This window comes from Planctomycetota bacterium, assembly GCA_035384565.1.
Taxonomy (GTDB): domain Bacteria; phylum Planctomycetota; class PUPC01; order DSUN01; family DSUN01; genus DAOOIT01.
Map to the genome: position 1 here is coordinate 26,249 of DAOOIT010000042.1, position 24,629 is coordinate 50,877.

17 protein-coding genes and 1 pseudogene are annotated in these 24,629 nt (G+C 66.5%); 12 read left to right on the forward strand and 6 right to left on the reverse strand.

What is annotated here, in order from left to right; translation table 11 throughout:
• Positions 1–13: 13 nt before the first annotated feature.
• Positions 14–2,875 (forward strand): hypothetical protein, encoded by a 2,862-nt coding sequence (locus PLE19_15590; GenBank protein ID HPD16376.1) that lies wholly within the window; start codon positions 14–16, stop codon positions 2,873–2,875.
• 132 nt (positions 2,876–3,007) lie between these two features.
• Positions 3,008–3,889 (forward strand): phosphodiester glycosidase family protein, encoded by an 882-nt coding sequence (locus PLE19_15595; protein HPD16377.1) that lies wholly within the window; start codon positions 3,008–3,010, stop codon positions 3,887–3,889.
• Positions 3,890–4,018: 129 nt separating this feature from the next.
• On the opposite strand, the gene PLE19_15600 is transcribed toward PLE19_15595, so the two are convergent.
• Together PLE19_15600 and PLE19_15605 are read right to left on the reverse strand one after the other, a co-directional pair.
• The gene (locus PLE19_15600) at positions 4,019–4,525 is read right to left on the reverse strand and encodes a hypothetical protein (GenBank protein ID HPD16378.1); all 507 of its coding nucleotides are present in this window, start codon (positions 4,523–4,525) and stop codon (positions 4,019–4,021) included.
• Between the two features lie 132 nt (positions 4,526–4,657).
• Positions 4,658–5,416 (reverse strand): metallophosphoesterase, encoded by a 759-nt coding sequence (locus tag PLE19_15605; protein HPD16379.1) that lies wholly within the window; start codon positions 5,414–5,416, stop codon positions 4,658–4,660.
• Between the two features lie 125 nt (positions 5,417–5,541).
• Between PLE19_15605 and PLE19_15610 the strand changes: the two genes are divergently transcribed.
• The 10 genes from PLE19_15610 (at position 5,542) to PLE19_15655 (ending at position 18,499) form a co-directional block, all read left to right on the forward strand.
• Positions 5,542–7,557, forward strand: a complete 2,016-nt coding sequence (locus PLE19_15610; protein HPD16380.1) for a hypothetical protein — start codon at positions 5,542–5,544, stop codon at positions 7,555–7,557.
• Positions 7,558–7,630: 73 nt separating this feature from the next.
• Positions 7,631–7,888, forward strand: coding sequence for a hypothetical protein (locus tag PLE19_15615; GenBank protein ID HPD16381.1), 258 nt, complete (start codon positions 7,631–7,633; stop codon positions 7,886–7,888).
• A 93-nt stretch (positions 7,889–7,981) separates the two neighbouring features.
• Positions 7,982–8,701, forward strand: coding sequence for a hypothetical protein (locus PLE19_15620; GenBank protein HPD16382.1), 720 nt, complete (start codon positions 7,982–7,984; stop codon positions 8,699–8,701).
• 260 nt (positions 8,702–8,961) lie between these two features.
• Positions 8,962–9,939 (forward strand): hypothetical protein, encoded by a 978-nt coding sequence (locus tag PLE19_15625; GenBank protein HPD16383.1) that lies wholly within the window; start codon positions 8,962–8,964, stop codon positions 9,937–9,939.
• Positions 9,936–11,258 (forward strand): MBL fold metallo-hydrolase, encoded by a 1,323-nt coding sequence (locus PLE19_15630; protein ID HPD16384.1) that lies wholly within the window; start codon positions 9,936–9,938, stop codon positions 11,256–11,258. The genes PLE19_15625 and PLE19_15630 overlap by 4 nt, the downstream gene beginning before the upstream one ends.
• Positions 11,259–11,320: 62 nt before the next feature.
• Complete coding sequence (gene vapB / locus PLE19_15635) at positions 11,321–11,548, forward strand: type II toxin-antitoxin system VapB family antitoxin (protein HPD16385.1); 228 nt, start codon at positions 11,321–11,323, stop codon at positions 11,546–11,548.
• Positions 11,548–11,958, forward strand: coding sequence for a type II toxin-antitoxin system VapC family toxin (locus PLE19_15640; protein ID HPD16386.1), 411 nt, complete (start codon positions 11,548–11,550; stop codon positions 11,956–11,958). Before vapB ends, PLE19_15640 begins: the two co-directional genes overlap by 1 nt.
• A gap of 28 nt (positions 11,959–11,986) precedes the next feature.
• Positions 11,987–13,213, forward strand: a complete 1,227-nt coding sequence (locus PLE19_15645) for a GDSL-type esterase/lipase family protein (protein ID HPD16387.1) — start codon at positions 11,987–11,989, stop codon at positions 13,211–13,213.
• Between the two features lie 187 nt (positions 13,214–13,400).
• Positions 13,401–16,859 carry a glycosyl hydrolase family 28-related protein gene (locus PLE19_15650; protein ID HPD16388.1) on the forward strand — a complete coding sequence of 1,153 codons (3,459 nt, stop codon included), beginning with the start codon at positions 13,401–13,403 and terminating at the stop codon, positions 16,857–16,859.
• A 203-nt stretch (positions 16,860–17,062) separates the two neighbouring features.
• Positions 17,063–18,499 (forward strand): hypothetical protein, encoded by a 1,437-nt coding sequence (locus PLE19_15655; GenBank protein ID HPD16389.1) that lies wholly within the window; start codon positions 17,063–17,065, stop codon positions 18,497–18,499.
• 18 nt (positions 18,500–18,517) lie between these two features.
• Here PLE19_15655 and PLE19_15660 read toward each other — a convergent pair whose 3' ends face one another.
• From PLE19_15660 to PLE19_15675, 4 genes and pseudogenes are all read right to left on the reverse strand, one after another.
• Positions 18,518–18,751, reverse strand: coding sequence for a CopG family antitoxin (locus tag PLE19_15660; protein HPD16390.1), 234 nt, complete (start codon positions 18,749–18,751; stop codon positions 18,518–18,520).
• Positions 18,741–19,001: pseudogene (locus PLE19_15665) on the reverse strand (BrnT family toxin). Before PLE19_15665 ends, PLE19_15660 begins: the two are co-directional and overlap by 11 nt.
• Positions 19,002–19,089: 88 nt before the next feature.
• Positions 19,090–19,956, reverse strand: a complete 867-nt coding sequence (locus PLE19_15670; GenBank protein HPD16391.1) for a hypothetical protein — start codon at positions 19,954–19,956, stop codon at positions 19,090–19,092.
• 12 nt (positions 19,957–19,968) lie between these two features.
• Entirely contained in the window at positions 19,969–24,144 is a 4,176-nt protein-coding gene (locus PLE19_15675; protein HPD16392.1) for an SUMF1/EgtB/PvdO family nonheme iron enzyme, read from the reverse strand.
• Positions 24,145–24,629 lie beyond the last annotated feature (485 nt).

A 24,629-nucleotide genomic window follows, 5' to 3' on the forward strand; every position in this document is an offset into this window, starting at 1 on the left:
GGAGAAATCGCTGGTGCTGCCAGCGAATATGAAGGCGCTCAACTGCACGATGCCGGAGAAGGACAATCGCCTCCTCGGCTCCAGCGCGCCGGGGCAGCTCTTCCTGCCAGGCGAACCCGTGGCCGTGCGGCTGGCGCTGAAGAAGACCGACGAGCCGCTGGCCATTGAGATTCAGGAAATCACGACGCGCGACCCCGAGCGGAAGATCGAGGGGATGGAGGGCTTCACCGACACGGCCGGCCACGCGCCCCTCATCGGCCTGGAGGGCAAGCCCGTCGTCCACAAGCTCAAGGCCGCGTTCGGCGACAAACCCGAGACGGAGATCGAGGTGCCCAACCTCCCCCTGCCCGAGCGGTTCGGCACTTATGCCCTAGTCCTGCTGCGGGGCAAGGGGCGCCAGTTCCTCGGCACCGTGGCCCGCGTGCCCAAGCCGCGCGAAGGCGGGAACCTCGAAAACACCCCCGTCTTCGGCGAGGCAGGCTTTCTCGACCGCCCCGAGCGTTTCGCCGACCGCGCCGCCGCCTACCAGCGCATGGGCGTCCACGGCCTGCGCCTCGAAATTGGCTGGAACGAACGCAAGGACGGCACCTATGACTGGGAGCGCCTGGACAAGTACTTTGCGGCGCTCGAATCGGGCGGCATTCAGGTGATGATCACCCTCGGCGCGCACCCGCAGTGGGCCTGGCCCTTCACGCCCCACCAGACCCCCGCCAGTGTGCGGCCGGGGTGGGACGGCAACCCCTACTGGGGCCAGTGCGACTGGCTGTGCGACCCGAAGCTCTATCCGCGCTACGGCAAGTGGATCCGCGCCTTCTGCGAGCGCTATTGGCGCGGCGGCAAGGGCTCCCTGTGGGGCATTGACAACTTCAACGAGCCTTGGGAAGGCGGCGGCATCAGCGGCTGGGCACGCGACTGCCTCCAGTACCGCGCCATCCAGAAGCTCATCGCCGAGAACGCCTACGCCGTGGACCGCCGCATCAAGATGTGCGCCGCTTCGTCCATAATGAACACCGAAGACAAGCTCTACTCCGACGGCTCCAAGGAGTTCGACCAGTTCGTGGACGTGTTCACCGACCACTATGTCGTGCCCTCGATGTGCTACGGGCCGATGGTGGCCAGGGCGCGCGGCAAGGAATCGGTCGAGACCGAGACGTGGTTCGTCAACAGCGAGTACCTGCTGCCGCAGGGGATGTGCCAGTTCATGGCGGCCGGACAGTTGCGCCTGTCGCCCTGGCACCAGCGCGTGCTCTACGACGCCGTGCCGGGCGTGGAGGACCAGTACCACATCCCCACGCCCGTGTGCGCGGCCACGGCGGCTTTCAACGCCTTTGTCACCGGCAAGCGTTTCGAGAAGATCGTCTTCCGCGACCACCTGCCCTGGGTCTTCCAGTTCGGAAAGGACGACGACCCCGACGCCCTGCTCGTGGTCTTCGGACAACTGATGAGCATCGGCGGCAACGACCCGCGCGAGCGGGTGTGGTGGCAGGTGGACTCGGCCCCCGGCGGCACGATGACCATCCGCAACCGCGACCGCCTGTTGAAGTTCTTCGACCTCGCGGGCAACCCCCTCTACGAGCGCCAGCGCGAGGTGAAGCTCCCGATGAGCATCTTCCCCACCTACATCACGTGCGCCAAAGGCCCCAAGGCCGCCGCCGCGCGCCTCAAGGAGGCCGTGATCGAGGGCAAACACCCCGTCGAAATCCTCCCCCGCGACTTCGCCACGCGCGTCAACCCCGGCGCGAAGCTCGCCGTCGGCCTCCACAACTGCCTCAACCGCGCCATCACCGGGACCCTCGCCGTCCGGGCTCCCGAAGGCGTCACCCTCAAGGCCGCGACTCAGAAGGCCACCCTCGCGGCGGGGGAGACGAAGCTCCTCGACTTCGAGCTGGCCTCCGCCACGCCCAATCCCCTTAACGCCTACCCCTTCGCCTTCGCCTTCACAAGCGACGCTGGGAACGCCGACTGGCAGGAAACCCTCCACGCTGCCATCGCGCCCAAGGGCACGAAGACCATTGACGGCAACCTGGACGACTGGAAGGATGTCCCCGGCGTCACCGTTGTGGCGAAGACCGAGAAGGTCGAAATCACTGAGCTGCTGCGCAGGCCCTGGCTGGAGCTGCGGGACAAGGCGCCCGACGGCTCCTTCGCCGAGTTCAAGCTCGCGTGGGACGAGCAGTTCCTCTACCTCGCCGCGCGTGTCAACGACCCGACGCCCCAAGGCGACGCCCCCTCTTTCGCTGCCCGCAACGAGGACGACTTCTTCCACTCCGCCGCCAGCGACCAGCGCGAGCCCTACAAGAGCTGGCTCGCCAAGAACCACCCTGGCCGCTCTTTCGCCGAAGTCCCTTTCGTCTACGCCCGCAGCCCCGAAGCCTTCATCCCCTTCCGCCGCGACAGGCTCCAGATCGCCCTCGACGTCACCGACGACTGGCACGACCTGGCTCCCACGACCGACCGCGTGCCCTACGGCTTCCACGCGGTGCCCGACACCGACTACGAATACTCGCTCTACCTCTGTGCCGACGGCAAGAGCGAGGTCTGGCGGCATCTCGCGCCCGGCGTCCCCCGCATCCACGACTTCCCCCGCCAGCCGCGCGGCGCGCGCACCACGGGCACCGTGCCCGGCGCACAGCACGCCGTCAAGCTCGAAGGCACGGTCTACACCTACGAGCTGGCCCTTCCCCGCGAAGAGCTTGCCACCCTCAAGCTCGCCCCCGGCACCGCCTTCGGCCTCATGCTCCGAGCCGGCAACAACAAGGGGCCGCACGTGGACTTCGGTGCCGACAAGGCCGTCACAAAGCAGAACGGCCTCACCCTCCACCCCTACTGGGAGCGCTCGAACAACTGCGGCACACGGTGGACCCTGGTGGAGTAGGAGAGACGCGACGGCTTCCCCGCGCTCCGTCGTCATGGGCCGGCGAGGATTCCCGGGGGGCTCAAACGCCGCAGCGTGGCTTGCGGCGCCCGTCCCCACGAGCCTGAATGCACTTCACACGGAGGTGTTCCCGTGCGTGAGGCGGCAGTCTGCTCCCGGCTGGCGTTGGCTCTGGCCCTCGGGCTGAACGGCTGCGCAGCGGCCCGCGAGCCGATGGTGGCGATGCTCGACGGCCCTCCCTCGCGGGATGCCAACCACCAGCCGCCGCTCCAGTACTGGCCCGAGACGCGCACCCAACCGCGCCCCCTCCGTATTCACTGGCTCAAGGTGGACCTGGCGAGTCCGCGCCTCGGCCTGGTCGCCCTCGTGGCCGAGGACCCCGATGGTCCCGGCCCGGCCGAGGCCAAGCTCGAGCCGCCCGCGGCCCTCGCCGCGCGGCACAAGGTGGTTGCCGCCGTGAACGCCAACGCCTTCGCCCACACGAAGGGCAGCACCGCGAACGGCTGGGTGGCCGAGGCGCCGGTGGACATCGTGGGCTGGGCCGTGACGGGCGGCCGGCAGGTGAGCCCGCCGCAGCAGGGTTACTGGTGTTTCTGGCTCGACCCGACGGGCCGCGCGCGCGTGGGCAACGTGGCCGAGCCGCAGGACGCGCGCGAGGCCGTGGCCGGCTTCGGGCCGCTGCTCGTCGGCGGCGAGCCCGCGCCGAACGAAGGCGGGCCGCTCCACCCGCGAACGGCCCTGGGCCTCGACCGCCAAGCCCGCTGGTTGTGGCTCGTGGTGGTGGACGGCCGGCAGCCGGGCGTCAGCGAGGGCCTGACGCTCCGCGAACTGGCGTTGCTGCTGAAGGAGGCCGGCGGCTGGGACGCCCTGAACCTCGACGGCGGCGGGAGCAGCATCTTGCTCCTGGCCCCCGACGGCGGAGAGCTCAGGACGATGAACACGCCCTCCGACATCGGGCTCCTCGGGCGCCGCCCCCGGCCGGTGCCCGTGATGCTCGGCATCCGCGCCAGGTAGACCCGCCCTGAACCGCGCACAGGGAGCGGCCAGCCACCCGCTTCGCGCGCACAAACGCTTCAGTCCTCGCGCGGAGGGTGGCACTGGAGCAGCGCTCAAGAATCGTGATGCGGCAGCGTCGAAGGCCGGTCAGCGGACGTACGTGGACGATGGCCTGGAGTACCGCTCCATCGCGCTCGGGTAGCCCATTCCGGCATTGGGCGCATGGCGGTAGGAAGGCGATTGCTCCATCATCCAGGCGCTCGAGCCGCTGAACTCGAGCACCATCTTCGACGTCCTCTGCCACGTGTCGGTGCCTCCGGTAATCCCCTGGAGGCTGGACGGGTAGTTGCGCGGGTATCCCATCGCCCCAACCTGCGAGAAGGTGTTGTCGGAGAGGGCCTGCATTGCCTTGGGCGCGACCTTGCTCAGGTGCGATGCCGACCCTTTTTCGTCCGCGGTCAGGTCGAGTTTCAGGCCATCCTTGGGCGCGCGGGCCTGCTCGGTGAGGTCGGGCACCTTCCAAAGAGGGTACGTGCGAATGTAGGGGCCGGAGTCGCTGTAGTAGCGGTGCATGTCGGTCTGTCCGGCCACTGCCGCCCCAGCGACGAGCAACGTCAACGCAAAGCATACGGCCAATGTGATCGAGAGCTTCATGGTGTCGCCTCCGTGCGGCGCCTTGTGCGGAGCGTTCCGCCCTCCCACATGTAGTCTAGCATCCCGCGCCCGGCGTGTCAAGCGTGCGCATCGGATTTCGCGGGGCGGAAGTACGTTGCAGCACGGACGCGTCTACCGGTCCTCTGCGGCGTTCAGGGGCACGACCTGTTGCTCAAGGTGATCCTCGAAGACTCTGAATACGCGATAGCCGAGGCCGTTGTTGTCGCGGAACTTGGCGGTACCCGGCGTCACATAGGTGGTGAAGCCCTTGCCGGGTAGCTCCCTGGTCACGTGAAGATGGCCGCTCAGCACGGCCTCAACCTTATGCTTGGCAAGGAGTTCCGCCAGCGGAGCCCTGTCGCTGATGGGGTGGTGCAGTACAACGAAGAGATGCGTCCGCTTCTGGCGCTCCGCCTCGCCCAGGGCGTCATCGAGCCATTCCCACAGTTCCCTGCCCTTCGGCTCCGAGGAGGTGGGATGGGCCTTGAGATCGTTTGAGTCGAGGCACACGAAATCGCAGTTGTTGTGTGTGAACACGTAGCGGCGGGGGCCGAAGTTCTGCTCAAAGAGCCGTCGATCGTCGTGGTTCCCTGGCACGAGCTTCACGGGCATCTTGAACCGCTTGAGGCAGCCTTGGAACGCCTGGAGCTGCTCGTCGGTGGGGTCGTGCATCAGATCGCCTGTGATGACGACGAAGTCAGCTCCGAGGGCGTTGGCCCGCTCGGCGAGCAGGCCAAAACGCTTGACGGTGCCTTGCAGGTCGGGGCTGCCCAGTTCGGTATCGCTTGCGTGGATGAAAACAAAGGGCCTGAAGCCCTCGGCAGCCGCCACACAGAACGCAGGCAGCACGCACAGCCCCATCAGCAGCACCGCGCGCTGAGCGATACGCACGACTGTTCCTCTCTGCAAGAGGCCGCTTGGAAGCGGCACCTCAGACGAGCCGATGACCCTCCTTGACTCTATCCGGCAGTTGGTGTTATATCAAGCCTCAGTTGCCGGGGAGAAGGAGGTTCGATGTGAACGCGCAGCGGTCGCTGGCGTGCAGCTTTGCCCTGTTTGTACTCGTGCCCCGGGCCTGGGGGGGTGAGGTCGCGAGTATCGAGGTACGCAATCTGAGCGGCCAGGCGCTGGAGAACGTGCCCGTTACGTTCGGGCTGGTCCTTCGCAAGGACGAGGCGCCGAAGGGGCAGGCGCTCGAGACGGCTCAGGCCGATGTGAAGCGGCTGTACGACGATGGCTCGGCCCGCTTCGCCATTGTCTCGGCGATGCTGCCCAGCCTGCCCGCGAACGGCTCGGCGCCGATCGCTCTCACGGCGGGCCCCGCAAGGCAGGACCCGCCGCCGAAGCCCGTCATGCTCGACGAGTTGCTGAAAACGGACTTCGATGCGGTAGTGATCCTGACATTCCCAGACGGCATGGTCCGCTCGGCGAGCGCTCGGGCGATGCTTCAGGCAGCGGGCCAAGACGCCAAGACCTGGCTCCAGGGTCCAGTGGTCACCGAATGGCTCGTCTCCGGGCCGCCCGCCGACAAGGAGGGGAAGCCCGACGACGACCTGAACGTGCAGTTCCAGGTGCGGGCCTATGCGGGCTGCAAGCGTGTCCGCGTGTCGGTCGTCGTCGAGAACTGCTGGGACACGTGGGCGGGCAACATCCGCTACGACGCGGCGGTCACGGTCGGCGGCAAAGAGGTCTTCGCCGCCAAGGCCGTGGACCACCGCCGCCTCGCCCGCTGGCGCAGGGTCTTCTGGTGGGGCGGCGAGGCCCCACCCATCCATATCGTCCATGATGTCCATCATCTTACCTCGACCGGCGCGCTGCCGAACTACGATTTGACCTTGCCCCCCTTGCCGCCCGATTGGCAGATGAAGCGCGACTTGAGCCTTGAAGGGCCGCGCTGGGAGATCATGGGCCACGGCTCGCTCACCGCCTACATGCCCACCACGGGCGGCCGGCCCGAGATCGGCCCTTATCCCGCCTGGGCCGTCCAATACCTCCTCCACAAGGACCCGCGCGCCTGCGACCTCGTGCTCGCCAATGGCGATCTCGCGGGGTCCTGGCCCATCCACGTCCGCGCCCGAAAGACCGGCCGCATCATGACGATTGACGACCGCCCCGACTTCTGGCTCGACGAGCGCGGCAAGGACAAGCCCGCCTGGAGGCCCGACCGCACGCCGCCCGACCCCAAGCAGTCCAAGCTCTCGCCCGACCTCGCGCACCAGGGCTCCTTCGCCTACATCCCCTACCTCCTCACGGGCGACTTCTACTACCTCGAAGAAGCCTTCTTCTGGGCTAACTACTGCCTCCTCGCCACCTGGCCCTCGCCGCGCTGGGGCGCGAAGGGCATCATTGCCGACCAGATTCGCGGCGACGCCTGGGCCCTCCGCAACATCGCCGACGCCGCCTGGATTGCCCCCACCGATGCCCCCGAAGGCCGCTACCTCGATGAAAAGCTCCGCAACAACATCGCCGACCGCATCTGCCGCATGTACGGCCCCCCAGAGTTCAGTAAGCTCGGCTTCTGGGGACCACGCACGGTCCAGGACGCCCGCATCCAGAACCCTGCCAACCCCGATTGGATCATCACCGCCCCCTGGGAGCACGACTACTTCATCTGGAGCTTCCACCACATGGTCGAGCTCGGCTGGCCCGACGCCGCGAAGGTCCGCGACTACCAGCTCCGCTGGCGCGTCGGCACCCTCACCAACGCCCCGGACTTCGACCCGATGCTTGCAAGCCCCTACCGCATGGTGGTGGGCGAGAAGGGGCCTGACGGCAAGCCCCGCTTCTACGAGGACTGGAAGAAGCTCGGCGAGGAGAACGCCCGGCTCAGCAAGCCGGGCCTCACCAGCTACGGCGGCGGCTACTCCTACTCGGCCCGGGCGGCCGTCATCTGCGGGGTTGACGGCGGCTTCCCCAAGGCCCGCGAGGCCCTCGCCTGGCTCGACGCCAACCTCACCAAGCCCCGCGACGCCATGGCCCGCGACCCCCTCTGGGCCATCCTGCCGCGCACCGCGCTGCTCCCACGCCCTTGACTTGGCAAGACGGCCAGGATACTATCGCAGCGATACGCCGTCCCTGGGGGGAGAGACTGGAAAGGATGCGGATATGGCAGCAATGGCGCAGTTGTGCTCCCGGTGCAGTTTGGGGACCAGGAAGGACCAGTGCATCGAATGCGGGAAGCCGACCTTCGGCCGCGGCATCAAGGCCGTGCTGTGCGGCTCGTGCAGCATCGGGAACAAGAAGGACCAGTGCGTGAAGTGCGGTGGCGCCACCTTCGGCCGCGGCGCCATGGCCACCCTGTGCGCGACGTGCGGCGCGGGCAGTAAGAAGGGCGCTTGCGTCCGATGCGGCAGGCGGGCCTGATCATCCCACCGGCTAGGCGGACGCTAGGAACAGGCAACTGATCTCAGCGGTGTTCCTGGTCGCGATACCCTCCGGAGGAGGAAGACTCATCTCATGAGGAAAGCCATGCGGAAATGGGCTCTGCCAGTTCTCGCCTGGGCCGCGGCGCTCTTCTTTGCCTTCTGTTTCTTCGACCGGCCACACTTTCCCGATCTCGCTGTCAACCTGGCAGCCGGCGCGGCGACAGTCATCATCACAATGCTCCTGCTGAAGATGCAGTCGGGAGCCGAGATGCGCAAGGAGCACGATGCCAAGCTGCTCGAAGCACGGTTGGCCCTGTACGACCGGCTGATGGAAGAACTGAAGCAGATCCTCCAGAAGGAGAAGGTAACGCCGGAGGTGGTTGTCGCGGTGCAGCTTCTGAACCAGCGGGTGGCCGCCATCGCCGGCGAGGACACGGTGAAGGCATTTGGCAGGTTCACTGACACCTTCAGCAAGGTCGCCGGGGATCCACAGTTGACAGCGGACACCAGGGATGAACTTCTGGGGGTAGCCGCCGAGGTAAGCGCCGCGATGCGAAAGGACGTGGTGCCCAAGGATGACCAAGGGAAACTCGAGGCGAGACAGCTCGCCAAGGATGTTGCAGAGAGGGCGAAGTCCCTCTCCAAGCCAGGCGTGACGACCGAAGAGGACTTCATGGCACGGTGCGCGGACGATGAGGAGAGGAGGTTTTACAAGGATGTCCTGGCCTTCCTGGCCCAGAAAGGCATACCGTTCGCGTGGTGTAGTTCAGGCTTTTCGATCAAGGATCACGCGGGCACCAGCGTTGTGTAGTGTGCGCCGGCCAGCGCGAAGCAGCGCGCCGGCATCGATCTCCTCAAGGAAAAGCTACCCGCGGGCTCGTGGGACAAGCTGGCCGGCTTCCTGAAAGCAAAGGGGCTCAGTGCCGATCGGCTTGAGGGAAAGCGGATTCGGCTGCGGCACACGGACCTTCCCGCGACCGACCTCTGCCAGATGATCGAGCTTGCCGTTGAGTAGTGGAAGGCGAGGCGTGGGCGATAGTGCTGTGGGACATCCGCGAAGAAGGGGCCGCCGTGAGCTTCCTGTCTGGAGAGATCGCAAGAGTCCTCTCGTCGTCAGCGGGCACTGCTCTTGTGACTGACGCTGCTCTCGCACATTACGAGAAGCGCGTGATTGATGGCCTGAACCAGCTCTCAGAGAAGGGCGACCTGCGCATCCATGACCCCGGTGGTGGTGCACTCCGTGGGCCGATACAGAGCCGCAAGTGGCTCGAGGACGGGCTACGCACGAAGGACTTTGTCCTCCGTTGCCAGGAAGTGTATCTGACGCGCGGAACGGACAACCAGCCAACCGAGGTCCCATACTTCAGGGCTGTCTTCAACAGCAACGGTCATGTCCTGAGGATGAGGGAAGGTGAGACGGCGTCCCATGTCCGACTGGTCGGGTACGAGGCCCCGTTGATGCGCAAGAAGACGGCGAAAGATAATCCCGGCATCAGCGGCCGGTGCATTTCCTGCGACCTTGTCGGTCTGGAGACCAACCGCGGCGAACTCTACTGCATCGAGGGGAAGACGGATCCAAACAAAGAAGCAACCCACCTTGACTACGCGCTGCTCGAAGCCTATGCCTATGGGCTCTGCCTGCACTACCACGCCAGTGATCCGAAGCGGCTCGATGAACTCAAGAAGGAGATCGCCCTATGCTTCCAACACTTCTATGGAACACTCTACCCCATCCCTTCCACCATGACCGTTCATTATGTGCTAGCCCTGCCCCGTTCCTATTTCACGGCGATGTCTGCTGAGTTTGCAGAGAAGCGCGCTGAGGAGGCATCACGCATCGAGCCGCTCTTGAGGTCCAGGCCGGGTCCCGTGTTCGGCGGCTATGTGCTGCTTGGCGTGGACTGCCGTCCAGAGAGCTTCGATCCCAGCAAGTACCCTGCGAAGCAGGTGAAGGGCAAACGCTACATCGTGCCTGTGTTCAGGAATCCGGTTGGTGAGGCCGTTAGATGCCGGGACATTCGGACAGCCATGGCGGGGACCCACTCGTGAATCTCATCATCCATCGCGGTACCAAGGAAATCGGGGGCTCCTGCGTAGAACTGCGCGCGCAGGGGAAGAGCCTGATTCTGGACCTCGGGATGCCCCTGGTGAACAAGGATGGCTCCCCGTTCGATGAGACGGAGGCGAAGGGGACAGCGGCGGATCTGGTGGCGAAGGGTATCCTGCCGGATGTGCCAGGGCTGTATGGCGATGGACCCTGCAACGTCGTGGGCGTGGTCCTGTCACATGCCCACGCGGACCACTATGGACTGGCACATCACGTGCGGCCCGACGTGCCGGTCTTCGCCTCAGAAGGGACAAAGGCCCTGCTGGACGTAGGGCAGATCTTCCTGCCGAACGCGGGCGAGACCAGGAACCTCCAGGTCGTCCCGAGGACGAAGATGTGGAAGCCTGTGGACATCGGGCCGTTCGTCGTGCGGCTGCACCCGGTGGACCATTCGGCGCCGGATGCGGTGGCAATCGAGGTCGTCGGTGAACGCAAGAAGGTCTTCTATTCGGGCGATCTGCGGGGCACCGGCTGGAAGAAGAAGCTCTTCTACCATCTGCTCGACCATCCGCCGCGCCACGTGGATGCGATGCTCATGGAAGGATCGAGCCTGGGCCGGAAGGAGGGGAAATATGGCTGCCCCGACGAGCCGGCGGTCGAGAGGGCGATCATCGAGGAGATCAAAGGCTCGGACAATCTGGCGCTTCTCTTCTGCTCGGGCCAGAACGTTGACCGAATCGTCACCGCATACAAGGCCGCGAAGCTGACCGGGCGGCAACTGGTCATTGGCCTCTACGAAGCATACGTTCTCGACCAGCTCAGGTTCCTCTCCGACAAGCTGCCCCAGTACGCTTGGCCCGACATCCGCGTGCGGTTCTGGGGCCACCAGATGAGATCGCTCAGAGAGCATGGGCACGGGGACTTCATTGAGGCGGTCCGTGCGACCAGGCACGGGATAACCGAGGAGGGCATCGTGACGCGTCGGGGCAAGGTTCTGATGCTCGCTCGGGCGAACAAGTACCTCCCGACCATCACGCGCAAGCTGCCGAGTCTGGATGGCCTGAGGCTGGTCTGGTCCATGTGGAACGGGTACCTGAAGCGGAACTCAGAGAACCCGTTCAAGGCGTTCTGCGCGGGGCGAGATCTGACGTGGAGGGAGATCCACGCCAGCGGGCATGCTTCCATTGAGGACCTTCGGAGACTTGTCCAGGCGGTGCAGCCGCGGTGGCTCGTGCCCATCCATACCTTCCACCACGACGAGTACGGACAGTTTGGCGTCCCAGTTCGGCAGGTGAAAGACGGGGAAGCCCTGGTGCTGTAATCGCATGGGTTGACTTGTCTTGATAGGAAGTATATACTCACGTAGGTATAAGGAGAACCCAGATGCACACCGCAAAGGTCTTCACGAATGGCGGGAGCCAGGCGGTGCGGCTGCCGAAGGATTGCCGCTTCCGGGGCAAGGAGGTCTATGTCAACCGCATCGGCGACATGGTCATCCTCATGCCCAAGTCGGCCCTCCTGGATTCCTTCAGGGAGAGCCTGGACCTGTTCACCCCCGACTTCATGGAGAAACGGGAGCAAGGTAACCCGGAGAAGCGGGAATCCCTCTGATGGCCTATCTGCTCGATACGGACACCTGCATCTATGCCATCAAGCGGCGGCCGCCGCGGGTCACGCAGCAGCTCTGCGCCGTGCTCGAGGCCGACCCGTCCCTCGTCGCCATCTCCAGCATCACCCTGAGCGAGTTGGAATACGGCGTTCAGAAGAGCTCCGACCCCGCTCGCAACCGCCTGGCCCTCGTCAAGTTCCTCATGCCGATGACGATCCTTGCCTACGGCCCCGAGGCGGCGCCGGCCTATGGCTGGCTCCGCGCCCTCCTGGAGCGCCGGGGGCAGCCCATCGGACCGCTGGACCTCCTTGTCGCGGCCCATGCCTTCTCCGCCGAACACACCCTCGTGACCAACAACGAACGCGAGTTCCGGCGCGTGCCGGGACTCCAAGTCGAGAACTGGGCGACCTGATCGCCCCCATGTGTATCCGGAGGCAAACATGCACACGCGTCGAGGAATCCTGACTCTGATTGTCCCGTTGTGCGCCGTCCTGCAGGCTGCCCGCGGCGGGGAGGGCACCGAGACGGTCATCTTCGACATGGACACCATCCGCCACAAGCCCACGCCGGTGGGCAAGGAGAAGCAGCCGGCGGGTACGGTGGAGCTGGTGGACGGGAAGGTGGGGAAGGCGTGCAAGTTCTCTTTCATCGCCGACGCGTCGGGCGGGTTCTTCGTCGCCGGCGTGCGGGCGACGCCCGATTGGGACAAGGCCGCAGGCATCTCCTTCTGGCTCAAGGGCGATGGCTCGAAGAACTGGGGCGGAATCGAGCTGATTGACGGCTCGGACTACGCTCTCCGCTACGCCGCCGCCTTCCCGCTCGATTCCACCGAATGGCGCAAGTTCTACATCCCCTGGTGCGACCTCATCCCCGAGTTGCCTAAGGCAAGGCTCATCGGCACTAAGGATGGCTATGCCCCCTCGGGCTTCGGGAACTTCTGGTTCGGCAAGTGGTGGACCTGGCGCGACTATCCCGCCCACTCGTTCACGATTGACCAGGTGGCCCTCGAAAGCGACATCCCGATTGACACGACGGACTACGCGCCGGCGAAGGGGGGCGTGCCGAAGCTCCTCGCCAAGCTCAAGGCGAAGCAGCCCGTGACCATCGTGACGATGGGGGATTCGCTCACCGACAAGCGCCACTGGGCCAACCGCCAGGTCGTCTGGGCCGAGGTCTTCGCCGCCAAGCTCAAGGAGACCTATGGCTCCGAGGTGAACCTGGTCAACGTCTCGCGCGGCGGCTCGCAGCTCACCCACGGCCTCCTTCAGATGCCCCTGTGGGTGCGCGACACGCCCGAGCCCGACCTGGTGACGGTGTGGTACGGTTTCAACGACTGGACGGACGGAATGCGCGGCGAGCAGTTCCAGACCACCCTCGCCTTCGCCGTTGACCGCATTCGCCGGCTCACGAAGGGCAAGAGCGAGGTGCTCCTGATGACCACCTGCCCCGCCATTGAGCGCTGGGACGAGATGGACGAGATGGCGGGGGCCGTTCGCATCGTGGCGCTCAAGAAGCGGACTGGCCTGGCCGATGTTGCCGCGGCCTTCAAGAAGGTCGGGAGCGACGAGGCCGCCCGCCTCAAGCTCTTCTGCTCCGACAAGACGCACCTGGGCGAGGAGGGGCACAGGCTGGGGGCGGACACGGCTCTGAAAGCCATTGCCGAGTAGCTGCGAGCGGTGAGCCACGAGCCGCGAGCCTGAAGAGGGTTGGCCAAATGGTTCTGCTTCTTCTCCGAGGCTCGCCGCTCGTGGCTCGTGGGTCGTGGCTTGCGGCTTCGCAAACTGGGGTGAAGCCATGAGGCGCGGAATAGCCTTGCTTGCCGCTCTCCTCCTCCTTTCGGAGGTCTCGGCCGCCATGAAGCCCCGCGTGATTGAGACCAGTTTCCCCACCGACGACGTGGTGATTGCCTCGCTGGTCATTGATGCGCCGAAGGACGGCGTGGGCGACGCCACGGGGGGGATTCAGGCGGCGATTGACGAGGCCGCCGCCGCGGGCGGAGCCGTCGTCTTCCTCCCCGCAGGCCGCTACCGCCTCGCCGGCCGACTCACCGTCAAGGAAGGTGTGACGCTGAGGGGAGACTTCGACCCGTTCGTAGTGCGGCCTTCAGGCCGTACCGGAGGAGACGGGCTGAAGCCCGCACTACGAACGGCGACGATTCTCATGCCCGCCGCCGACAAGGGGAACGCCGACGGCCCGCCAGCGATCACGATGGAGCGCGGCACCGGCCTCACCAACCTCGCCATCTGGTATCCCGACCAGGACCCGATGAAGATCGTCCCCTATCCCTGGACCATCCGCACCTCGGAGAAGGCCACGGGCAACAACATCACCATCCAGAACGTGACGCTCGTCAACCCCTATCAGGCCATCAAGATCGGCCCGGAGTGGAACGAGCTTCACACCATCCGCAACGTCGTCGGCACCCCCCTCAAGGCCGGCATCTGGATGGACACGACGACCGACATCGGACGAGTGACGGATGTGGACTTCGGCCCGCGCTGGTGGACGGAATCGGGCCTTCCGGGCTCGCCGGTGTCACGAGGTGCGATGGACTCGCTTGAGAGCTGCCTACGGCGGGAAGGCATCGCCTTCGAGATGCGGCGCTCCGACTGGGAGTACCTGCAGCACATTCGGGCCACCTGCTACAAGACGGGCTTCCTTGCGCGCGCAGGCAGGCAGGGAACCGCCAACGCAGTGATGGCCTGGTCTGAATTCGGCCTCTGCGAGACGGCCTTGCGCCTCGAGGCCCTCAACGAAATCGGCTTGTCGGCAAGTGGGTGCATATTCCTCGGCGACCGCTCAGTTGATGCGCCTGAATCCTTCAACTCAACCGCCCAGTTCCAATCGTGCACCTTCAACAGTCCGCCGCTCCTCGACGGCCCCGGCACGCTCACGTTCGAGAGGTGCTTTCTCGATGGGCCGACCACGCTCCTGGCGGAAGCCGCTAAGGGCCAGATCTCGATGCTCGGTTGCCTGTTCACAACCAAGGACTTCGTGGTCCGGCTGGGCGAGAGAGTCCGTCGCGTGCGCCTGCTCGGGAATACGGCACGATCCCTTCCGCGGATTGAAGGCAGGACCCCAAGCGACGCCCTGATCAGTGGGTACGACTTCCGTCCGGGGGCACTCCAGCCCTTCCCCGGCTCTGCCTCGCCAAACCCGGTTCTTCCGAACCGCCGGCTCTTCCTCGTCACCGACTTCGGGGCGGGGCAAGGCGAGCAGGATAACACGGCGGCGTTCACCAAGGCGCTGGAAGCGGCACGGAAGGCTGGCGGGGGGACGGTGTATGTGCCTGCGGGGAACTATCGGTTTGCGGGGGAAATCGTGGTGCCGTCGGGGGTGGAGCTTCGCGGCATTTTCGATGTGCCGCATCACACGGTCTCGGGCGGCTCGGTGCTGATGACGACGAGCGGCAAGGGCAAAGCCGACGGGACGCCGTTCATTCGCCTCGAAGCGAAGTCAGGGCTGCGGGGGCTGACCATCTGGTATCCCGAGCAAGACCTGCGGAACATCCAGCCCTATCCCTGGGCGATTCAGAGCCTGGGGCCGGGGTGCTGGCTGGTGGACGTGACGCTCGGCAATGCCTACCAGGGGGCGGATTTCTGGACGCATCCCAGCGACGGCCACGTCATCCGCTACCTCGCGGGCGCCGTGTTCAAGCGCGGCCTCTTCGTCTCCAAGTGCAAGGGCGACGGATGGGTCGAGGACGTGCAGTTCAATCCCCACTACTCCGTCCGCGTGCATCCGAGCCTGGCAAGCCCCTTCACCGAGGGGAAGAACATCCAGGCGGTCATCGAGTACCAGCGGGCGAACCTGGAGGGGATCGTGTTCGGGGCGTGCGAGAACGAGCACGTGCGGGGCACGTTCCTCTACGCCGCCTACGACGGCATCGCGTTTCGGGATGACGCGGCGTGGGGACACGCCGCCCACAAGGGCGCGAACGCGACGGTGATCAACCACGGCACCGACACGGGCAGCCGCTGCGCGGTGCTGGAGGGGAGCGCGAACGTGACGTTCATCAACGCCCAACTGGTGCCCCTCGGCGCGCACGAGGTGGGGGCGATCATCGTCGGCGATTCGTTCAAGGGTAAGGCCAGCTTCTTCAACACCCAGATTTGGGGCGGGAAGACAAGCGGCATCATTGGCGGAAGCGGCGACGTGCTGATTCAGGGGGTGAACACCCTCTGCGGCCCCTTCACCCTCAAGGGCGGCCGCGTGGCCATCGAGAACGCCCACTGGACGCGGGATATGCCCTGCCACATCCGCGTCGAATCGTCGGTTGAGAGCGCCCGCCTCATCGCCAACCTGGCGCCCAACGAGTTGAAGGTGGAGAGTGGGGCAGGGGGGAAGCTCTACGCCCGCTGCAACTCGCTCGCCCTTCCGCCGCCAGCCGTTGCTGGTCGGCTCACGTTCAAGACGGGCTTCGAGGCCGGCGAGCCGCAGCCCGCGGCGGACGCGATTGCGAAACAAGGCGGCGGCCTCAAGAGCGTGAGCAAGCCCGAATGCCGCGTGGCCGAGGGTGGTGCTGTGGGCGGCGTGTCCCCACGCCGCGATACGCGGGATGAGGACATCCCGCCCACATCCCATGGCGGCAAGCGGGCGCTGCGGGTGTCGGGCGTGGCCGACGACCCGGCCTACTCGCACGTCTACTGCACGCTCTTCGAGGAGACCATCGGCATCGCCCCCGATTCGGTGCTGAGCTACTGGATTCGCCCGACGAACGAGCGGGGCCGTTGCGTGGGCCTCGACCTCCTCGTCGCCGACGGCTCGACGCTGCGCGACTCGGGGGCAAGGACCACCGACGGCCAAGGCGTCCATCCCGGCAATCCCAAGGGCGAGGTCGGCAAGTGGACGAAGATCGCGATTCCCCTCGGCCAGACCCACGCGGGCAAGGCCATCGCGGCTGTCCTCGTGGCCTACGACAGCCGCTCGGGCGGCGGCCCCTTCGAAGCCTGGATTGACGACTTGGCCATCGAGTCCGCACAAGCTCCTTCGGTCCCCGTCGCGGCCAAGCCTGCGGGCGGGGTCTTCCAGGGCAAGGTCGCCATCGAACTCGTCGCGTCGGCGGGTTCGATTGTGGGCGGGGCCTCCGTGCCCCGCGATTCGCGGGACGGAGACGTCCCGCCCACAAAGACCGGCCGGGACGTGGTGATCCGCTACAGCCTCGACGGCCTGTCGCCCACGGCGGAGTCGCCGCGTTACGAGAGGCCGATTCACCTCGATCAGCCGGGCCTCTGGGAGCTGCGCTTCGCCGCCTTCGGCCCCGAGGGCCGCCAGGCCAGCCGCGTCATCGCCGAACTATACGAAGTCAGGTGAGGAACCACACGGACGCACACCAACGGGCACGGACGGCCAGACCCCCTGAACGCGCGAGTCCGTGCCTGTCCCTGTGGGTCCCTGTCATCTCCTTGCCGGCAATCGCATTCCCCGGTAGAATCAACCCGACCTCGTGAATGGTGCGGCAGGAACGACCCTGTGGGGGAATACGCTTGGGACGGCAGTACATCGTAGGGGCGATCGTGGCGCTAGCCGCCGCGGTTCTGGCCGACGGGGCGCTGGTGCGTGTGGACCTGGGGCAGGCTGAGCGCACGATGGCCGGCGGCATCGGGGCGTCGTGGCACGCCATCCGCGCCCACTTCGGCGGGCCGCGGGCCAGCGCCTGGGGCGCCAACCCGCCGCTCAACAACGTGGTGGCCTGGCAGCAGATCCAGCAGCACGCCGCGTGGCTGGGCCTCGACTGGCTCCGCGTGCAGATTGACCAGCGGATGTACGAGCCCGAGCGCGGGCGGTTCGACTGGAACAACGAGGAGATGCGCACGCTCTACCGCATCCTCGACTGGGCCGAGACGCACAAGGCCGACGTCTTCCTCCAGCAGATGTGGAGCCACGTGGACTGGAACGCTGTGGCCAACGTGGACCCGCTGCGGAGCGCCCCGAAGTCTATGGATGCCTTTGCCGACGGCCTGGCCACGCTGGCCGAGCACCTGCTGAAGACCCGACGCTACACGTGCATCCAGTGGCTGAACATCACGAACGAGCCGGGCCACGAGTGGTCGTGGTGGCAGGGGCCGAGCGGCGCGGAATCCATCACACACGGCCTGGCCGCGGTCAGGGCCGCGCTCGAGCGCCGCGGCCTCAAGCTGCCGCTCTCGGGCCCCGGCTGGCTCGACCCGCGCCCGCCGGACCGGCGGCGGATGGACTTCGACGCCCTTCTGTCGGCCTATGACATTCACTGGTTTTCGGGCCTCGACGCCGAGCGGCAGGCGATTCTCGCCGCCTGGGGCGCCTGGGCGCGCGAGCGCCGCAAGCCGCTGTTCCTCTCGGAGTTCGGCGACGTGCGCCTCGGCAGCGGCCCCCATCACCCGGGTCCCGCGAGCTTCCAGGCCGCGCTGTCGAATGCCGAGACCGTCGTGCGCGGCCTGGCGGCGGGAGTGGACGGCTTCAGCCGGTGCAGTTTCCTGAACCGCGGCGACCTCGAAGGCCACTGGCAGCTCGTGCGCACATGGGACACCAAGGCCGAGAAGCACCTGCCCGAGGCGAGTGCGGAGCCCGTGGCGTATTACGGCTATGGCATTCTCACGCGGTTCGCGGCCAAGCGGTCTGACGTGTTGAGGTGCGAGGTGAGGGCGGCCTCGCGCCGCAAGGCGGCGCCGGGCATCGTCGTCGCCGCGTTACGCAGCCCAAAGGGCCAGCTCACGATCTTCCTGGTGAACCCCACGGAGGCCGAGCACGAGGCCACGATTGAGCTGGCCGGCCTGGCCGCCGCCACCAGGCTCGCCCGTTACCAGCTCACCGCGGCGGCCCTGGCGGCCGAAGCGAAGCTCGCGCCGAGCGGCGAGTTCGCCCTCTCGGCCGAAACCGCCAGCCTCACCGACAAGCTGCCGCCGCAGAGCATCACCGCCCTCACCACCTACTCGCTCGCCCCCGCCGACCCGGGCGTGATGGCGGAGCAATGACGGCACTGCTCCGGCGCCTCAGTGCGCGGTTCGCATCCTCTCGATATGCCTGCCGATCAACATCTTGATTAGCGACTGACGGGGAACGCCCAACCTCTTGGCCTCTCTGTCCAGCGACTCCACCATCCAGATGGGAAAGTCAACGTTGACGCGCTTCTGCTCCTGGTTGGGCCGGCGGGCATGGGCGAAGTCAACGTACTTCGAGATGTCCTCGCCCTCGTCGAATCTTCTGTCCAGCTCTCTAGCCTTCATAGGCTTTTCTTTCTTCCTGGCGGGCGCGGCGCACGGAGATGATGCGGATCCGCTCGCCTCGGTAGGTGATGATGGCAGACCAGTAGCTGGCGCCGATCTTGCCCACGGCAATGCACCGAGGCTCGTCTTCGGTGCGCGCGGGCACTTCGAGCAGGTCCGGATCCCCCCAGAGCGCCTAGGCCTCGACGAAGTCGATCCCGTGCTTCCTCTTGTTCGCGACGCTCTTGAGCGGGTCGAACTCGAATTCCACAGTATAGATTCTATACCTTGGCAGGTAGGAGAGTCAAGCGCCCAGAGGGAACCCGCGTGGTCAGCCAGGCGCCAAGTCGCTCCCTACGTCACTTGTTCTGGTACTCACCGACCACACGGTGGACCAGCTCGCGGAGGAGGGCCTCGTGAACGGCCAGATCACGTGAGGTGACCCACACTCTGAGTCCTCTCTCCATCAGGTTGTGGTGCACGCCGGCCTCATCGAGTCGCTTCTGCCAGGGAGCGACCTCCGAAGTAGTCATGCCCAGTCGGACAGCCTTCTTCTGCGGGGTGAACCAAATGAAATTGCGCGAACGCGTACCGTCCGTGAGCCCGATGAACTGCTGCTTGTAGTTCAACTGCTGCTTTGGGCTTGCTCTCTCGTTGATCATCTCCAGGATTCGATCGACGACGCTCATGTTCTCCGCGCCTGTGCGCTCGACCCAGTCTGACCTGGTAACGGTCTCGCCTCCCTCAGACTCGTCGTCACGGCGCAGGGACGTCTGATCCAGCACCTTCACGAAGTCGAGTACCACGCCATCACCAACCTTGAGAGCGTTGAGCTGGATGGCTATGAGGGGGATGCTTCCGGCGAGCAAGGACATCACGTTGAGGAAGCGACTCGTCGTATCCTCAGCCACCAGGACGGCGCTGTGCTCGTAGGCCGGGTAACGACGCCGCTCGATGTCCCAGTACTCGATGCACCGGATGATGTGGTCGGCATCGGTCGCCCCTAGTTGGACTTCGACTTCGTATCCTTGCTCGCCGTCCGGATCGGTGAGGAGCAGGTCAAGCCTTCCGGCACGTGCGTGCCTTCGTTCGCGGTCGAGTATCTCAAGCTCGCCCAGCCCCAGGATGCTCGGATCCTCGGCGATTCTCTCGTGCAGCCACGCTTCAGAGAACTCCGGAGCGTCCTGCAGGAGGAACCTCTCATGCTTCACGTAGGCTCGCGCCATGGTGCTATCCCCTCATTCCGGCTTGGATGCAGTTCTGGTAGCGGTCTCGCAGATTACGCGGAACGTGACGTTGTAGGGCCGCTGGAAGGCGGGATAGGCCAGGCGATAGGCCGAGGTGCAGCGATAGGGCCGGTCGCGCCACGAGCCGCCGCGCACCACGCGGCGCGCGGCGGGCTTGTCGGACCTGTCCGACTGGTCTGACTCGTCCGACGGGTAGGGGCGGTACTCGGAGCGGGTCCACTCGGCCATGTTGCCGTGCATGTCGCACAGGCCCCAGGGGTTGGGCTGGTAGCTGCCGATGGGAGCCGCGACGAGGTGCCCGTCGTTGAACCGCGTGTCCTTGGGGATCCAGTCGTCGTACTTCGTGGCGTTGGCCTGCGGCTCCCAGACGGTGTAGGGGTTGGACGCGAACTCGCGCATCTTGGCGTCGGCCATGTTCGCGTACTTCGAGAAATCGGCGTCGAGGCCGCCATACCAGAAGGGCGTGGCGGTGCCGGCCCGGCAGGCCCACTCCCATTGGGCCTCGGTGGGCAGGGTGAAGCGCTCGCCCGTCTTCCGCGAGAGCCATTCGCAGAAGGCCATGGCCTGGTGCCAGGAGAGGCGCACGACCGGCTGCTTGGGCTCGTTGCAGGGGTAGCCGTGGACGCCGAACTGGTAGGTGTTCTTGTCCTCCACGCGGCTGTCGTGGGCGGAATCGAAGAGGGCGAACTGCTCGTTGGAGACCTCGCAGCGGCCCATCCAGAAGGGCCGCTCGATCCTCACGCGGTGCACGGGCTGCTCGTCGGGCGAGGACATTGTGGGCGGGACGTCCCCGTCCCGCGACTCGCGGCGTGGGGACACGCCGCCCACAGGATTGTCGCCCATCAGGAACTCGCCGGCGGGGATGAGCACAAGCTCCATGGTGATGCCGGGGCCCAGCTCGATCGTGCGGGCGGTGGCGGGGCCGGCGGCGGCCTGCTTCCTCTTGGCCTCCGCGGCGTCGAAGGGCCAGCCAGGTGGATTTGCGATCTGCGATTTGCGATTGGCGATTTCAGAGACAGGCGGAGGAGCGGGATCACCGAGCTTCGCCGGAGGCAGCGCCGCGTCGGCCTCGGGGTCGTCGTCGAGGTTGGCGTAGAGCCTGGCCAGCTCGAGGCGGCGCTCGCGCTGCTTGCCGGGGTTGTGGCCCATCTCGGTCCATGTGCCGAAATAGGGCGTGTTGAGGTCAATCCAGGTCACGAGACGGTCCCAGGCCTCGGCGTCGAGCCGGACGCCGTAGTGGCCCTTGCGGAGGAGTTGGACGAGTTCGGTGGTGTCGGCGTGGAACTCGAGGGGCGTGAGCAGGTGGTAGTCGCCCTCGATGCCGTTGCGGCGGACGTAGCGGCTGAGCTCGATGTAGCCGAGCGAGAAGCGGCCGGCGTTCCCGCCGCCGTTGCCGGGCGTGACGAGGCTGAAGTCGGTGGGTTTCTGGTCGCCGCGCAGGGTGACGGCTTTCGTGCCCTCGTGGCAGGCGATGCAGTACTTGTCCACCACGGGCTGCACCTCGCGCGCATAGCTGAAGGCGCGGGCCGGGCCGCGCCAGGGCTCGATCTCGGCGGGGGGCTTGGACTGCGCGATCGTTTGCTTCGCGGGCGGCGAGGAGTTCTGCTTCTCGTGGCAGCCCACGCACGAGAGGGTCTCGCCCGGCATGGCGGTCATCCAGCTTCGCATGAGTTGAAGGGCCTTGCCCTCGGCGTCGAGCGGCTGAATCGAGAGAGGGGTGTTGGCCGGCACGCGGAAGAGGGCCGAGCCGTCGGCCTCGACCGGCACCGTGCCCACGATGCGCTTGGGGTCCCACGGGCCGTCCATGCCCACGACGCCGAGCAGCCCGCCCATGCCGTGGTAGGCGAAATGGTACGAGAAGATGCGCAGCCGCTTCACCGAGCCGCGCGGCACGCCCTTCAGCCCGTCCCCCTGGTAGACGTCCACCATGTAGACCACCGCGTCCTTGCGCTTCGGGTCCGCCTTGTCGGGGATGACGGGCGGCCTGGGGGTCTTGCGGAGCGGCACGGGCTCCAGGATCGCGTAGTCCGGCTCCTCGTGCAGCAGGAGCATGTTGTCGAAGGTGTCCACCAGGTAGAGGCCCCAATGGGCCTGGGGGGTGGGCTTGCACGAGACGAGGAAGTGCTTCTCGCTGAGGGGATAGGGGTGGAGGAACTTGGGCCAGGAGCCGTCCACCAGCGCGTCGCGCACGACGCGCTCGACGGGCTTGCCGTAGCCGGGGATGCGCTGGATGGCGCCGCTGGCCTCGTGGCGGCCCTTGCCGGGGTCGAAGACGACCAGCTCGCCCATGCGCGGCACGCCGTGGTGGCCGGTCACGATGCCCACGACCTTCGTCGGGTGATTCGGGATCGGGCGGGCGTAGAAGATGCCGTTCGGCCAGTACGAGTTGCTGCCGTAGTACTCCATCTGCTCCGTGCCGTCGGGGTTCATGTGGAAGAGGAGGCGCGTCTGCGAGTGCGGGGTGTCGGTGTACTCCCAACGGAGGTAGAGCACGCGGCCGTTGTTGAGCACCGTGGGGCACCAGTCGTGGTCCTGCTCGAAGCAGAGCTGGCGGATGTTCCTGCCGTCGGCGTCCATGCGATAGAGCATCGAGACGTGGGAGGAGCCGAAGACGCACGGCACGCCGACGAAGGCGGCAGTGGAGCCGAAGATGATGCGGCCGTCGGGCAGGTAGCAGGCGTCGTAGCTATCCACGTCGGGCTGCTCGCCCGTGAGCTGGCGGACAGGGGAAGCTCCCGCGGGTTGCGAACCCGCGGGAGGCTGAAGCGTCATCTCGAACACCTGCCAGCGGTTCCTGGCATCGAGCGAAGAAAACAGGATGCGGTCGGCGTCGAAATGCAGGTCCACGTCGCCCACGAACTTGCCGCCTTCGGGCTTGTAGAGGGTTTGGACGCGGGGCGCAGAGGCCCCGCCCACAGCGCGCAGCGAGAGGACGGCGATCTCGTTGTCGAGGCCGCTGCGCGGCAGGCACGAGTTGCCCTGCCAGTTGGCGGGCAGGGCCAGGTTGCGGGCATGGCGGCGCACGACGAGCAGCTTGTCGAACGACAGCAGCGGGTTGGCGAGCAGGGCCTCGCGCTTGAGCGACTCGAACTCTTCGACGAGTCTCGCCTTGTGCTCGGCGCTGGCCGCCTTGTCCTCGGCCGCGGCCGACTTCTCGAGTGCGTCGAGGCGTTGGAGGAACTCGCGGCCCTTGGGATACTTGTCGCCCTGGGTCTCGATGAGGTCCGCGATGGCCAGGCGGAGCGGCTCGAACTTCAGGTCGCCCAACTTCGCCAGGTTCTCCTCGATGGTGCGGGCGCGGTAGTAGAGTTCGCGCACCTTCTGAAGGGCGGGGGCCTCCGCCACGCCGGGGGCGAGCTTCTGCGCCTCGGCCCCCACCGACGAAGCCCGGCTCGCCGCGCACTTGGCATAGCGGGCCGCCAGCGTGGCGAGGTCGCCGGGGCGCCAGTCGTCGTCCCAGATGCGGTCGTCGCGCTCCCAGGCCATCTCGCGGGCGGCGGCGGGGAAGTCGCGGCGGACGAGTGCCCACAGCGTCTCCAGGTCGCTCGTGCGGTCGGCCCGATCCAGCACGTGGAAGCGCACCGAGCCGTGCGAGGTCGCCTCGGCGCCAATGCCCACCCAGGCCTCGAACCTCGCGTACTTCCTGCCGAGGGCGAAGCACAGGGCGCTCGGGGCGTGCGCCCAGAAGCCGTACTCGTACTTCTTGTTGGCGATGCGCAGGCCCCCGCCCGTGTGGCTGTTGTTGAGGATGAGCTGGCCCCAGCCGACCTTGACCGACACGGGCTGGAGCGTGGGCAGGCGCACCTCGGCGCCGTCCCTGGTCACCAGGCGCGGCTCGGCCCAGATGGCCTGGTCCCAATCGTAGTTGTCGTCGCCCACGTCGGCCACGAGCCAGAGCTGGTCGAGCGTCGAGACGTCGAGCGAGATCTGCTGCGCCGGCTGGCCGCCGCGGACAATGCCCGTGACGTAGGGCTTGAAGGCCGCCTCCTTGGGCGCCTCGGCCTGGGCCTTGGCCAGCGCCTCGCGCGACGCCAGCATCGTGTCGGGCCACGACGCCTTCCTCGCGTACCAGGCGGGGTCAGCGCCAGGCTCGCCGGCCAAGGCCGCGGCGGCAAGAACGCACGCGAGGCAGGCACGGAGCATCAGGATCTCCTCGTGACGGAGCATCAGGATCTCCTCGTGGGGGACATAGGGGGTATTTCCTCTTAATAGCATATATAGCGCGTTCAGCCGCCGCGCGCAATGCAACATGGAGGCGCAACATGGAGGCGGAGGTCTCAAGGTATGAGGCGTGAAACGTGATGCGTGAGAAGACGGCCGGTGGGCTCCCAAACGCGCGCCGATAGGGGAGGGCGGCTGAGGCGTGCATGCCCTCGTATCTCTGGCCTCCCCCACTCATGGAGTACGTTCTGCGTCCCTACGCTCTGCGTGGGGACGCGCTTCTCTTCTCGTCCCTACGCTCTGCGTGGGGACGCGCCTCTTGGCCGCTCCGCGGCCTCTTCTCTTCCGCGCGCCGGAGCGGGAACCTCCCGCGGGTTGGCAACCCGCGGGAGGTTGATCGCAATCGCCTCCCCTGCCCGAGCTGCATGTTGCAGGTCTGACACCCCCTGGCTATAGTATGATGGTCCCCCTAACGGTCTCTCCCACGGAGG